The organism is Streptomyces sp. BPTC-684 (assembly GCF_030028635.1).
GTDB lineage: Bacteria > Actinomycetota > Actinomycetes > Streptomycetales > Streptomycetaceae > Streptomyces > Streptomyces noboritoensis.
The window spans coordinates 7,180,745-7,193,159 of the sequence record NZ_CP124863.1 but is presented as its reverse complement, the minus strand read 5'-3'; the positions used below and the strand labels follow the sequence as shown (position 1 = coordinate 7,193,159).

11 protein-coding genes are annotated in these 12,415 nt (G+C 73.9%); all 11 read right to left on the bottom strand.

The features are described 5' to 3' along the window. Position 1: 1 nt before the first annotated feature. Genes QIY60_RS32010 through QIY60_RS31960 form a run of 11 tightly spaced genes read right to left on the bottom strand, consistent with a single transcriptional unit; the run spans position 2 to position 12,414 of the window. The gene (locus QIY60_RS32010) at positions 2–1,270 is read right to left on the bottom strand and encodes a hypothetical protein (RefSeq protein WP_283145653.1); all 1,269 of its coding nucleotides are present in this window, start codon (positions 1,268–1,270) and stop codon (positions 2–4) included. 12 nt (positions 1,271–1,282) lie between these two features. After that, positions 1,283–3,244 (bottom strand): phage tail protein, encoded by a 1,962-nt coding sequence (locus QIY60_RS32005; RefSeq protein ID WP_283145652.1) that lies wholly within the window; start codon positions 3,242–3,244, stop codon positions 1,283–1,285. Then, positions 3,241–5,286 carry a putative baseplate assembly protein gene (locus QIY60_RS32000; RefSeq protein WP_283145651.1) on the bottom strand — a complete coding sequence of 682 codons (2,046 nt, stop codon included), beginning with the start codon at positions 5,284–5,286 and terminating at the stop codon, positions 3,241–3,243. Before QIY60_RS32000 ends, QIY60_RS32005 begins: the two co-directional genes overlap by 4 nt. After that, positions 5,283–7,232: a baseplate J/gp47 family protein gene (locus QIY60_RS31995; RefSeq protein WP_283145650.1), complete on the bottom strand. Its 1,950-nt coding sequence runs from the start codon at positions 7,230–7,232 to the stop codon at positions 5,283–5,285. The genes QIY60_RS32000 and QIY60_RS31995 overlap by 4 nt, the downstream gene beginning before the upstream one ends. Next, entirely contained in the window at positions 7,229–7,642 is a 414-nt protein-coding gene (locus QIY60_RS31990; protein WP_283145649.1) for a GPW/gp25 family protein, read from the bottom strand. Before QIY60_RS31990 ends, QIY60_RS31995 begins: the two co-directional genes overlap by 4 nt. Beyond that, positions 7,639–8,337 (bottom strand): phage baseplate assembly protein V, encoded by a 699-nt coding sequence (locus QIY60_RS31985; protein WP_283145648.1) that lies wholly within the window; start codon positions 8,335–8,337, stop codon positions 7,639–7,641. The genes QIY60_RS31990 and QIY60_RS31985 overlap by 4 nt, the downstream gene beginning before the upstream one ends. A gap of 2 nt (positions 8,338–8,339) precedes the next feature. Continuing rightward, positions 8,340–9,521 carry a type IV secretion protein Rhs gene (locus QIY60_RS31980; RefSeq protein ID WP_283145647.1) on the bottom strand — a complete coding sequence of 394 codons (1,182 nt, stop codon included), beginning with the start codon at positions 9,519–9,521 and terminating at the stop codon, positions 8,340–8,342. A 10-nt stretch (positions 9,522–9,531) separates the two neighbouring features. After that, on the bottom strand, positions 9,532–10,203 hold the full coding sequence (locus QIY60_RS31975; RefSeq protein WP_283145646.1) for a LysM peptidoglycan-binding domain-containing protein: 672 nt from the start codon (positions 10,201–10,203) through the stop codon (positions 9,532–9,534). Continuing rightward, the gene (locus tag QIY60_RS31970; RefSeq protein WP_283145645.1) at positions 10,200–10,388 is read right to left on the bottom strand and encodes a putative phage tail protein; all 189 of its coding nucleotides are present in this window, start codon (positions 10,386–10,388) and stop codon (positions 10,200–10,202) included. The genes QIY60_RS31975 and QIY60_RS31970 overlap by 4 nt, the downstream gene beginning before the upstream one ends. A 5-nt stretch (positions 10,389–10,393) precedes the next feature. Next, positions 10,394–10,924, bottom strand: a complete 531-nt coding sequence (locus QIY60_RS31965) for a phage tail protein (protein ID WP_283145644.1) — start codon at positions 10,922–10,924, stop codon at positions 10,394–10,396. Continuing rightward, the gene (locus tag QIY60_RS31960; RefSeq protein ID WP_283145643.1) at positions 10,921–12,414 is read right to left on the bottom strand and encodes a phage tail sheath subtilisin-like domain-containing protein; all 1,494 of its coding nucleotides are present in this window, start codon (positions 12,412–12,414) and stop codon (positions 10,921–10,923) included. The genes QIY60_RS31965 and QIY60_RS31960 overlap by 4 nt, the downstream gene beginning before the upstream one ends. Between the last annotated feature and the right edge of the window lies 1 nt (position 12,415).

Genomic DNA, 12,415 nt, shown 5'->3' with positions numbered 1-12,415 from the left:
ATCAGCGCTCCTTCACGAAGAACCAGCTCTCGAAGACGTCCCCGCCCGCACCGGTGCCGGAGGTCCAGGGACCGATGCCGGACGGCGGGAGCTCGCAGCAGTCCCGCGTCTGCGATCCGCTCGTCGCGGTGGACTCGCCCGTATCCGACGACTCACCTGTGTCGGACGAGTCGTCCGTATCGGTGTCGATCACCGGTACGCGTCCGCCGACATGGGTCCCGTCGACCGGGCGGCAGCAGCGGTCGAGGAGGAACGCGGTACGGACGGTGATCAGTACGCGATCGCCGTCCTGAAGCGTCTCGCGGGTGGTCTGGCGGTAGCGGAAGTGCCGGGTGAACTCGTCCTCCGCCAGGTCCGGTTCGGTGAACTCGCCGCCCATGTACCAGGTGGCGGCGTTGCGGCCGCTGCCGCCCTCGATCACCTGGAGCTCCACCACGCCGGGCTTCAGCGAGTCGGTCCGTACGTCGGCGGAGAAGCACACCACGAGTCCGGCCTCCTCGTCCTGCGTGCCGAGCAGGGCCTTGGCCTCCTCGATCGTGTACGTGTGCCCGTGGATCCAGTTCACCCCGGTGATCACCGTCGGCAGATGGCGGCCGAACGGGCGGCGGACGTTCATGTGGATCTGGTCCTCGCACACCGGCTCGTGCCAGTCCACGTCGTCGATCCGGGCCAGCCACAGCACCTTGTGCTCGCACGTCGAACAGCAGGTGTCGCAGCGCTCGTCCACCGGCGGCTCGCACCCGGTGACGCGCACCCGGTAGGCCTCCTCCGTATAGCCGAACTCGCAGTCGGAGGTGTCCGCGCAGGCGTCGTTGAAGACGGCGCGGGTGGGCTCCACGGGCCGCTCGGCGTACTCGACGCCGATCCAGACCGTGTCCGTGTCGCGTTCGTCCGGGGGCAGCGCCTTCCAGAGGTCGATCGCACAGCCGCCCCGGACCACCACCTCGTTGCCCTCGCAGTCCACGGCGAGACCGGGGGTGATCCGCACCTCGGCCCGGTGCCGGGGGTGCTCCTCGCCGCCCTGGACGGAGCGCGTCGGCTCCTCCTCGCCGGGCGGGCAGTCGTCATCCCTGGGCGCCGGTTCCACGAACAGGCCGCACACCACGCCGTAGCCGAGCAGGCAGCGCATGCGCAGCCGCAGCTTCTCCCTGAAGTACTCCTGTTCCCGCTGGAAGTCCCGGGCGCCCAGCATCTGGCCGTGGAAGTACCGCAGCCTGCGCAGTGGGGGCGCGCCGAACCCCGCTGTCGTTTCCGTCCCTGTCTCCGTCATCGCCGCGTCCTCTCAGAACACCTGTGTGTGCACACCGACGGCGGAGACGACTCCCACGCCCACCCCTCGGCGCGATCCTCTTGGGCCTGGCCTCAGCACCCCGTCGCGGCCCAGCCGCAGCGGGTGTCCGCCCCCCAGCACCGGCGGCGGCAGCGGTACGAAGGCGGTGTCCACACCGACCGTGGACCGCACGCCGACCACGAACCCCGCGGCGCCGGTGCGCACCGACCCGACCGTGTGCGCGGGCGCCTGGCGCTCCACCAGCCTCCGCAGCGCCCGCTCGTCCGCCGCGCCCGCCGGCAGCAGCACCCGGAAGCGGTGCGCGTGCGCGGTGAACGGGTCGCCGTCCGGGTCGCCGAACGCGCGCAGCGGTGCCGCGCCGAGCGTCGAGCCGCCGACCCGGAACCGGCTCGCCGACCGGCCGAAGAGCCGCACGGCGCCGAGCCCGGGTGCCGCCACCGGCGCGGTGCCGCCGACGGCCGCGCGGATCTGCGCCCAGCGGCGGTCCGTCGCCAGCTCGTGGACGACCGGGGTCGCACCGAACACGATGCGCACCGCTTCCTTCAGGGCCCACGGCGTGCCCCGGCGCCGGTACAGCTCCGGGGCGGCGGCCAGGAGCGCGCGCCGGGTGCGCGCGTCCCAGCCGGCCTCGAACGACAGGCCGAGCAGACCGGCCAGCCAGGGCAGCACCCGGTCCGGAACACCCGCCGGGTCCAGGAGCGCGGGATAGCGCTCGATCACCCGGTCGAGCTCGGCGAGCGAGGCGTCGAAGAGCGACAGGAAGCGCTCGGTGAAGTCGTCGGCCGCGGGGTCCTGGCGGAAGGCGGACGGCAGCAGGTCGGCGCTGGTGCTCCTCGGGAAGTCGAGGCGGACGCGGCGCACCACCGGGGTCGCGCCGCCGTCGCCCGACAGGCGCAGGCGCAGCTTGAGGAGGCGGCCGGGCGGCTGCTCGACGAGGAAGTCCATCGCTCCCGCAGCCGATGTCTGCCAGTCGGACTCCTCGTAGCGGCCGTCCTCGCAGACCACGAGGTCGACGGCGACCGCCGTACCGGGGGGCACGTCGGCGTCGACGCGCACCCGGTGCCAGCGGCACCGCGAGATGCCGCTGTCGATCAGATGGGTCGTGTACGAGCCGGTGGTCTCGTATGCGGCGGTCACCGACACCACGGTCTCGCGCGCTCGGCCCTGCCAGGTGCAGCAGGTGCTCGCGGGGCCGTCCGGGCCGTTCTCGCGCAGGCAGAAGCCTTCTTCGTCCGTCGAGGTGAGCGTGCTCGGCGGCAGCGCCGCGGCCAGTTCCTCGGGGGTGGCGGCCTTGAAGGGTCGGTGGTGGCCGCCCCGGTAGATCCGCAGGCGTCCGCCGTCGTCGGTGAGCAGCCAGATCGTCCGATCCGGTCCGGTACGCACCCCGGCGATCTCGCCCGGCGCGCCGGTGCGCAGCACTCCGTGCGGCGCTCCCGCCGAGTCGAACCGGGCCAGGTCCGTGCTGCCCTGACGGGCCACCAGCACCTCGTCGTGGGGTCCCAGGGCGGCCCACCGGGGCTGTTCGGTCCTGATGACTCCGGCGAGTTGCTCGCCTTCGCGGCGCCACACGAGGACCCGGTCGGCCTCCACCACGGCTACCCGGTGGCCCCGGGCGGCGACGGAGACCGGCGCGCGCAGCAGGCCGGGTTCGCAGGCGGGCGGCCACACGGGGGTCCAGGCGCCGGTGCAGGTGTCACGGCGCAGCAGCCGCGGCCCGTCGGGTACGAGCAGGTACCAGGCGCACGGGCCGCACCCCGGTGCCAGGCGCGGGTCGGGGAACCACGGCAGCAGGCTGCTGCGGGTGGGGCCGTCCGGCGCGGCGCCCCGGTAGGCGAGCCGGATGCCCGCCCGGTCGTCGAACCCGACGATGTTCCGGACTTCCCCGTCGTCCTGGTCCCAGCCGACGTAGGCGTCGAGCAGCCGGAAGGTCGCGTGCTCCGGTGTGCAGGTCATGGCCGGTCTCCTACCGGGATCAGCAGCGGGCGCTCCGGCCAGACGAGGGTGTGGGGGGCGATCGCGTGGTCGGTGCAGGGCGGCTGCCGCAGCCCGTCGACCACGAGCGAGAGCTGCGTCACGGCGAGCACTCCGTCGACCGCGAGGAGCCGGCGGATCAGCGCGGTGTGCCGCAGCGCGCCGCCGAACGGCCAGCCGGCGCCGCTCTCGCCGCCGCGCAGCGGATCGAGGTAGGTGCGCACCGCGTCGCCCGCCCGGGCGAGCACCCCGGCGCGGTCGAGGTCCGGGTCGAGGGTGACCCACGCCTCCACGGCGATCCGCTGGTAGGGCACGGGGGCGGCCACCACGGTGACCCCGGCCGGGGCGACTTCACGGGTCAGGAAGTCGGCGACGGCTCGCAAGGTCGCGGCGGTGGGGACGGGCGGTTCGTCGGGGTCGTCGCCCGGCTGTGCGGCCGGTACGACGAGCACGGCGACGACGCCGGGGATCGGCACCCCGGGGAACTCGGGGTGCAGGCCGGGCACGCCCTGTGCGCGGGCCACCGACGCGCCGGGCGCGCGGGCGGCGAGCAGCCCGTAGTCGGCGGGTGCCACGGCCCGGCCGCGGGCCCGCAGTTCGCCGACGCCGCGGCGGACCGCTTCGGCGTCGGGCTCGGGGTCGGTACCGCCCGAGGCCGGGAACGGGTTGTTGACGCCGGTGACGAACGGCAGCGCCGTCACCACCGAGTTGACGGCGCCCGCGCGCACGGCGCCGGCGCTGCCGCCGCCCACGCGGTACCGCACGGCGCGCACATTGCGGAAGCCGGGCGGGACGGCCGCGCCGTGGACGCCGTCGCCGAAGGTGACCTCGCCGCTCTCGTGGTCCACGGTGAACACCCGGTCGTCGGCACCGTACGCGGCGAGGCTCTCCACCTCCCGCCACCGGGACGAGGTGCCGGCCGTGGTGCCGAACACGTCGCCACCGGGGTCGTCGTCGACCTCGATGACCACGGACCGGGCGAGGATGGGCACCTGACTGAGCGTCAACCGCCGTCGGCCGGTCGCCGCCGGGTCCTGGACGGGTTGGAGCGGCTCGTCCCTGATGGTGCGGGCGGCGGTGGCGGCGACCATGTTGAGCCGCACACCCGAGAGCACCGGCGCGGAGCCGGTGAAGGCGCCGTGCGCGATCTGCAGGCGCAGCCAGCGCAGTGGGGGCCCGGGCCGGGAGCCGGGCGGGCTGCCCGGCTCCCACGAGCGCGGCACCCGCAGCTCGACGGTCCCGCTCGCGCGGAACCCGCCGGTGCCGTCGCGCATCAGCTCGGCGGGGACGAACCGGGTGCCGTCCAGTACGTCCCAGCGCAGCAGCGGCGCGGGCGGCAGCGGCAGCGGCGCGAGGCCGCCGGAGCCCGCGGGCGTGGGCGGCGCCGCGACGACCACGAAGCCGAGGGAGAGCCGCGGGTAGGGGGCGGCCGTCCCGGCGAGTCCGATCCACAGGCCGTTGCCGGGCTGCGGGTCCCGGCCGAACGGCGCGAAGGGGCGGCTGGGCCCGGACGGCCCGAGCGGGAGGGTCTCCGGAGTGCCGTTCTCCTGCACGGCGAGCGCGCCGAGGACGGCCGGGGTGGCGTACAGGTCCTGGTCGGTCTCGTAGACCACCTGCCCGGCCGGTCCGGACGCCGCGCTCTGGAAGCCTGCCGGGACCAGGACGGAGGCGCCGTCCGGCGGGTTCACGGTGAACTCCAGGAGCACCGCGGCGGCGCCGGCCGGGCGCCGCCGTACCCCCGCGGTCGCGAGCTGCTCGGCGAGGATCTTCTCGGGCAGCCGGTTGACCCGGGTGAGCACGGGCTCGACCTGGGTGCCGAAGAGGCGGACGAGCGCGACACCGGCGTCCTGCCGGTCGGGGTCGGTCCAGTCCGGGGTGTATCCGGGAATGCGGCCGCGTACGTCGGAGCGGACCGCCTCGCGGGTCGCCTCGGTCAACTCCGGCTGGACACCGCTCGGTCCGGGGCCCGCTACGATCCGGCCCTCGGTCCGCGCGTCGCGCTCCCACCACACGTCGCCGGTCATGCCAGCCCCTCCCCGGGCTCGACGGCGGGCACGGTCCGGGTGCGGACGGTCCCAAGGACAGGAAGGTCGCCGGGGCGCAGCGGCACCTCGCGGCACTCCTCGCCGGGCTCGGCGCCGTCGAGGCCGATCGCGACGCCCTCGACGTCCGCGAGGTCCCCGAGGGCCCGCTGTGCGGCCCGTACCAGGGCGGAGGGCCGCAGCGGTTCGCCGAACGGCCAGCCGCCTTGCTGCTCGCCGCCGACGAGCGGGTCGAGGTGGCGGCGGAGCGCCGCGGTGAGCACGGCGGACACGCGGGTGCGGTCGGCCGGGTCGCCCGACAGGTCGACGCGCAGCGCCACGTCGCGGTAGCTGGGCCCGCGGACGAAGACCTCGGAGGTGAGCAGCCGCGCCTGCGCGAGCCGGGCGGCGACCGCGCGCACCGTGCCCGGGTCCGGCCGCGGCGCGGTGACGAAGTCCTCCCGGTCGAAGTCGTCGCGCGGCACGGCCGAGACGATGTGGACGGTGACCGCGCCGGGCACCGGGGTGCACGGGAAGCCGGGGTGCTCGCCGAGGGACGCGTACGCGCGGGCGACGGCGACGCCCGGTGTCGTGCGGGCGAGGGTGACGTAGTCGTCCGCGGTGACCGCGCGGGTCACCTCGCCCAGGGCCGCTGCGGCGCGCGTCCGGGCCTCGGCGATCGTCTCCGGCTCCGCGCCGCCCTCGGCCTGGACCAGGTTGGCGGCCGAGACGGCGCCGAGCTCCGCCGGGGTGCCGGCGACCGGGAGCCAGTTGCCGGTCAGGCCGCCGTTGCCGGCCCGGCCGCCGCCCGTGACGTACTCGACGGTCGCCTCCTGGACCGGGCGGGGGACGCGGCCGGTGAGTCCGTCGCCGAACACCAGGGCGCCCTCGGCCCGGTCGAGGAGGTAGATCCGGTCGGCCGAGGCGCCGAAGGTGAAGTCCGGCACCGGCCGCCACTCCTGCCCCGCAAGGCGCAGGGTCGCCTCCAGGAGGCGGTCGGCGGCGTCCGGCAGGACGAGGCGCTGGCCGGGCAGCTTGAGCCATGCGGCGATCTGCTCGCCCAGCTCGGCCTCGGTCGCGGTGCGCCGCAGACGGTGGTGCGCTGCGCAGACGTTGACGGCGAGCCGGCGCAGGCGCGGCGGTGCCGCGAAGGTCGCGGCCGGAGTCGACACCCGCACCCCGGTGTCCTCGGTGGTCCAGTCGGACGGCGGGCGCAGCCGGACGACGCCGGAGCGCCGCAGCCCCGCCGTGCCGTCCTCGACCTCCTCGAACGGGCCCGAGGCGTCGGTGCCCGGCCGGAACCAGGACCAGGTCAGCCGCGCGGGCGGGGGCACATCGGCGACCGCGCCGGGCAGCCACGACGGCGCCGAGGCGGCCGGGGCGTCAAGGTCGAAGAGCAGGCTGAGCGGGCCGGGCGCCGGATGTGTGCCGGCGAGCGGCAGGGTGAACCGGGCCTCGGCCGGGCGTCCGTCGCTCGCGAGGAGCGCGACGCCCCGGCGGGCCCGCAGGTCGGCGGTGCGGTCGCGGTCGGTCCGCACGGTGACCTCGCCGCCCTCGGTGAGCGGGAAGACGGCCACGTCGTCGTCGAGGGTGAACACCACACGCTCCGCCGGGTCGCGGGAGAGCGCCGTCCCGGCGGGGACGACCGGGACGGCCGTGTCCTTGCGCTCGGCGGTGAGGTACAGCACCGTGCCCGCCGGGTGGGCCGGGCGCGGCGGGTCGAGGCCGAGCAGCCGCAGTACGGCGACCACCAGTGCGTCCGGCACCTGGTCAATCCAGTAAAGGCGCTGCTCCAGCAGGTAGGCGAAGAGCTCCAGGAGAGTGATGCCGGGGTCGACGGGCGCGTGCAGCGTCCAGGTGCCGTCCGATTCGGCGGGGATGCGGCGGCGGATGGCCGCCATCATGTCGGCCCAGGTCAGGTCGTCCAGTCGGGGCGCGGGCAGCGTCATGGCGTCCTCCCCGCGGGTCCGGTGAGGCCGGTGTAGAACGGGAACACCAGGTTCGCCTTGGTGTTGGTGCGCCGGATGCGGTAGATGACCGAGACGCTGACCTTCGACTCGTCGGCCGGGTCGGTCTCCGCTCGGACCTCGTCGAGGTCCACCCTCGGCTCGTACGCGCGGACGGCGTCGGCGATCGAGTTCTCCAGGTCGCGAAGGTTCTGCACGCTGCCGGGCGCGAACACCAGCTCCTGGGCGCGGGTGCCCAGTTCGGGCCGCATGACCCGCTCGCCGGTGCCGGTGAGCAGCAGCGCCCGCAGGCAGTGCTCGATGCTCTGCTCACCGACGGCGTAGCCGAGCCGCCCGGCCTCGTCGGGCAGGATCGGGAAGCGCCAGCCGGTGCCGAGGAAGTCCTCGCTCATGCGGTCCTCGCCTTCTTGGCGAGCACGGCGGGCGTGAGCGGCACGGTGGGCGGCCCGGTCGGCCCGGCGGCGGAGGGGTGGGTGTGCGTGTTGAACGCCTGGAGCAGCACGTTGCCGAGCACGAGCGGTTCGGTGGCGCCCCCGCCGAGGTCGATGCTGGAGGAGTCGACCGTCACCTTGGGCGCCTTGAGGGTGATCTCGCCCGTCGCGGAGACGCTCACGCTGCCGCCCTCGGCGGCGGTGATACGGATCGACTTGCCCTCGTCGTCCATCTCCACCACGTGCCCGGCGGCCGACTTGATCCGTACGGCGGCCTTGGAGCGGGTGTCGTCGAGCAGCACCTCGTGGCCGTGCCTGGTCCGGATGATTTTCTGGTCCCGGCCTTCGGTACGGGCGGTGGGCGGCTTGTCCTCGCCGTTGTAGAGACCGCCGAGCACGATCGGGAGCCTCATGTCCCCCTGGACAAAGGCGACCAGGACCTCGTCGCCCTTCTCCGGCACGAACACGGAGCCGAAGCCGTTGCCCGCGTACAGCTGGCTGACACGGGCCCATTCGCTGACCGTCGTGTTGTGGTCGTACCAGGGGTACGTCAGCTTGACCCGGCCCTCGTCATCGCCCTCGTTCTCCACGACGAGCGCCGAGACGACTCCGTAGTACCTCCGGTCGGTGCTGAAGGCGCGTGGTGTGGTCAGCATGGTCACTTGTCCCCTTGGTGGATCCGCCGGCCGGTGAACTGGGTGAAGAAACCGCTGGTGTTGAGGGTGTGCTCGACCCGTTTGACGAAGTACGTGCCGGAGAACCGCCGACCGAGGCCGTAGATCTCCAGGTTGTCGCCGGGCCTGAGCTCGGGCAGGCCCGCCACACGGCCGGTCGCGGTGATGAACTCGTACGCCCGCTCGCGCAGCAGGCTGATAGCGAGTTCCCGCGCCTCCTGATCGCTGGTGACCGGCGCGTCGACCACGACTTCCTGGCGGCCCTGGAGCGTGCTCTCGGCGACCTGCGGCCCGCTCTGCCCGTCGGCGGTGTTCTGCCCGGCCGGCAGGTGCTCGGCGGTCGCGGTGAACGTGATGGGCTGTTTGGTACGGGGGTCCCAGCCGTGCACGGTGAGTTTGCCGACCTGCTTGGACACCGTCAGGGTCGGGGTGAAGTCGAGGAGGTTGGGGATCAGCCCCGCGGGCTGGTTGGTGGGGCCGGTGGTGAGCCCCGGCGCGTACGCGAGGCGGTAGACCCGGATCGGGCGGCCGTCGCGGCCGTCGGTCGGCTTGATGAAGTAGAGCGTGTCCTCGCCGGTCTTCGGGTCCGGCAGGATGTAGCAGTCGAAGTCGAGCCGCTTGGCCCGCTCCATCAGGAAGCTCGCGTCGTCCTGGTTCTTCTGCACCACCTGATCGTGGGTCGGCCCCTCCCGGGTGACCTCGATCCGCAGATGGTTGCGCTGGGCGATCTGCTCGGCGATCCGCCAGTCGGGCAGATTGCGGTAGATCTTCGTCTCGTTCTCGGTGGGCTTGCGGTCCTTCAGCCGCAGCATCCCGTCGACCCCGCTGACCTGGACGGTCGGGGAGGCGCTGTCGCTGAATTTCGGGCTGAGCGTGCTGATGGTGCCGGTGGCGACGGTGAGCAGCTTGTCGGCGTAGCCGAGCCGGACCGAGACCCGCCCGCCGAGCCGGAAGTCGGGTGAATCGCTGTGCTTGAAGCGGAGGTTGGCGTCGTCCCAGTTGTTCAGGGTGAGGTCGAAGCCGGACATCTCGTCGAGGTCGCGGTTCACCTTGATGTCGATGATGTCGTTCTTGGTGGACGGGTCCATCTCCAGCCCCTCGATCCGCACCTCGAACTCGGGCGCGTACCGGTCCGGGGACGCGACTTCCGGGGTGGGCGCAGTCATCGCGCGCTCCTCACGGCAGCCGGGGCACGGTCAGCACCCGGCCCGGCCTGAGGTCGCGCGGATCGCCGATGCCGTTGGCGCGCGCCAGCTCCCGCCAGGCGTCGGGCCGCCGGTAGACCGCGGCGGAGATGCTGCTGAGCGTGTCGCCGCGGCGCACCACATAGCTCTTCTCCACGGTGGGCGAGGAGCGCGGTGTCCGGGCGGTCTGGGAGGCGGCCGTGCGGTACTCCTTGAGGGAGAGGTCGAGCATCGCCCGCAGCGGCACGCCGTCCGGCTTGAACAGCTGGTAGTTGACGTCCAGTTTCTCCACGACCCCGGTGAAGACCTCCTCGTCCCAGACGAACCGCACGATGGGCGGCGCGTGTTCGCGGCTGTCGGGCCGCAACAGGTCGCGCAGCGCGTCGACATAGGCGGTGCGGACGTTCTGCAGGGTGTCGGAGGTGTCGACGAGGGCCTGGACGGTGAGCGTCTCGGTGCCGCCGCGGACGAACTGGAGCGGCGGGGTCTCCAGGCCCGGGATGGCGATCTCGGCGAAGGTGTTGCTCTTGCTCAGCTTGTAGTCGGTCGGGTTGAACCGCAGCGGGATCCGCCGCTTGCGCTCGTCGGCGATCACCGGCCGGACGATCTCAAGCCGGGCCCGGGCGGCGCCCTGACGGGCGAAGGAGACGGGCGTCACGCTCACCACGGCCGCCCCTCCCCTTCGGTGAACCGGCGCTCGGTCTCGGCGTGCTTGACCCGGGCGCACTCGTCCTCGTACAACTTCGCCCACGCCTTGATGTGCATGTTGAACAGGTGGGTGAACACGGCGCCGTCGTCGCCGTCGACCTGGAACCGGACTTCGAGGTTGTGGATGGTCACCTTCGGCACGCCCGTCACCTCCCTTGAATCTGCCGCGACACGGCGGACAGCGCGCTCGCCGCGCTGTCCTGCAGGACTTTCGTCAGCCCCTCATGGGCGATCTCCAGCGACTCGATGGCGATCGCGTTCTGCTCGGCGTGCAGGTCCGGGCCGCTCCACTTGGCGGCGAGGCCGCCGTGGAACGCCCAGGCCGCGCCGGGTACCCCGTCCGGGCCGAGCACGATCACGGCGCCGTCGCGGCGGGCGCCGAGCGAGTCGGCGAGACCCGCCTGGTACCACGCCCACAGGCCCGGGTCGCGGACCACCCCGCGCTTGAGGGTGATGCGGTTCCACGAGTGGCGCAGCGGCAGCTGGTGCACCGAGTCGTTGCGGCCGCCCTCCGGGTAGCTCGTCACCTCCAGCTGCGCGCCGAGCCCGGCGACCTCCTGGAACGCGCCGGAGGCGACCAGCGGCAGCAGCAGCGCCTGGGCCGACGGCAGATACGCGTCGCCGGGGTCGAGCGTGACCAGGAAGCGGTACTTGGGCAACGGGTCCGGTGTCGTCATGCCTCGATCACCTCCAGTCCTCGGTCCTGGCCGAGCACCAGGCGCAGCCGGATGAACTCCATGGGGACGGCCGGGGCGACCTCGATCTCGCAGACCAGCTGCCCCGGGTCCTGCTCCGGCGGGTTGTTGCTGTCGTCGCACACCACCCGGAACGCCTGCTCGGGGCGCTCCCCGGCGAGTGCCCCGGCCCGGAAGGCCGCGAGCAGCACCGAGGTGACGGCCCGTACCAGGGTCAGCCGCAGCTCGGCCGAGTTGACGTCGAACACCAGCGGGCCCGCCACCCGCCGGATCGCGCGCACCAGCAGGTGTACGAGCCTGCGGTGCGCGATGTAGCGGGTGCGGGGGTCGGCGGACAGGGTGCGCCCGCCCCACACCGTCAGCCCCCGGCCGCGGGTGCACCGCACCAGGTCGATGCCCGCGTCGAAGAGCCTCAGCTGCTGCGGCTCGGGGAACTCGGCCGCCAAGTCGACCGCCTCCAGGATCACGGCGTTGGCGGGGGTGTGGTGCGCCCCGCGCTCGCCGTCGAGGCGGGCGACGACGCCCAGCACGTGCCCGGAGGCCGGGACGGTCCTCAAGTCCGGCCCGTCGGGGGTGCGCAGCGGCGGGTGGTAGACCGCCGCTGCGGCGAGCAGTTGACTGTCGCCCCCCGCCGTCAGCGACCCCACCCAGGCCACCGCGGAGTCCACGGAGGCGAGCGGGGGCGGCACGTCCAGGACTACGAGGCGGTCGAGGAGAGGCAGCACGGTCCGCAGCAGTTCGAGGACCAGGTCGGTGTGCGCGGTCCCGGTCAGGTCGGTGCCGAGGTCCGGCAGCGCCACCAGCGCCGGTTCCGGCAGTTCGGCCTGTGCGGCGACCGCGGCGGAGTACTCGCGCGGTCCCGGCGGCGCGTCGGCGCCGCCGGTGAGCGTGAGGTCCCAGGACAGCGAGATCGGGCGGTGCTCCCCCGGGTGCGGGGCCGGTCCGTCCGGGATCAGCCGGATGAGCCGGGACCCGGTGAGCCGGTCGGCCACTTCGGCGAGCGGCAGCCCGGGGAAGGTCTCGGGCGCCTCGCCGGGCACCGTGACCCTCACGCTCACCGTCGGCGGACCGGCGACCGTGCTGGCCTGGAAGCGGATCGCGACCCGCCCGCCGTTGGCCCAGGCGCCCGGGCTGGTGGCGACGACCCGGTAACGCGTGACGGGAAACCCGCGTACGTCACCGACCGCCCACTCCGTCCCGGCAGAGGCGCCCGGCCCGGACACCCGCAGCACCCAGGCGGTGCGGCCGCCGTTCTCGAAGAAACCGCGCAGCGCGTACGGAGTGGCGAAGGCGGCGTCCACGGGCCCGAAGGCGCCCACGACGTCGTTCCAGCTCTCCACCCGGACCGGAGAGCCGACCGGGCCCCGGCGCAGCCGGCCGAGGAACACCGCCACGTCCGTGCGCAGCGGCTCCGCGTCCGCGCCGGGTGGCACGGTCGTCAGAGTGACGCCGGGGAGCGCTTGGCTGGTCATG

What these genes read in the sequence shown, in the direction of transcription:
- QIY60_RS32000 (WP_283145651.1), bottom strand. Translation starts at nt 5,286, where the DNA reads ATGACCGGCGACGTGTGGTGGGAGCGCGACGCGCGGACCGAGGGCCGG.
- QIY60_RS31965 (WP_283145644.1), bottom strand. Translation starts at nt 10,924, where the DNA reads ATGACGACACCGGACCCGTTGCCCAAGTACCGCTTCCTGGTCACGCTC.
- QIY60_RS31985 (WP_283145648.1), bottom strand. Translation starts at nt 8,337, where the DNA reads ATGCTGACCACACCACGCGCCTTCAGCACCGACCGGAGGTACTACGGA.
- QIY60_RS32010 (WP_283145653.1), bottom strand. Translation starts at nt 1,270, where the DNA reads ATGACGGAGACAGGGACGGAAACGACAGCGGGGTTCGGCGCGCCCCCA.
- QIY60_RS31980 (WP_283145647.1), bottom strand. Translation starts at nt 9,521, where the DNA reads ATGACTGCGCCCACCCCGGAAGTCGCGTCCCCGGACCGGTACGCGCCC.
- QIY60_RS31990 (WP_283145649.1), bottom strand. Translation starts at nt 7,642, where the DNA reads ATGAGCGAGGACTTCCTCGGCACCGGCTGGCGCTTCCCGATCCTGCCC.
- QIY60_RS31960 (WP_283145643.1), bottom strand. Translation starts at nt 12,414, where the DNA reads ATGACCAGCCAAGCGCTCCCCGGCGTCACTCTGACGACCGTGCCACCC.
- QIY60_RS31995 (WP_283145650.1), bottom strand. Translation starts at nt 7,232, where the DNA reads ATGACGCTGCCCGCGCCCCGACTGGACGACCTGACCTGGGCCGACATG.
- QIY60_RS32005 (WP_283145652.1), bottom strand. Translation starts at nt 3,244, where the DNA reads ATGACCTGCACACCGGAGCACGCGACCTTCCGGCTGCTCGACGCCTAC.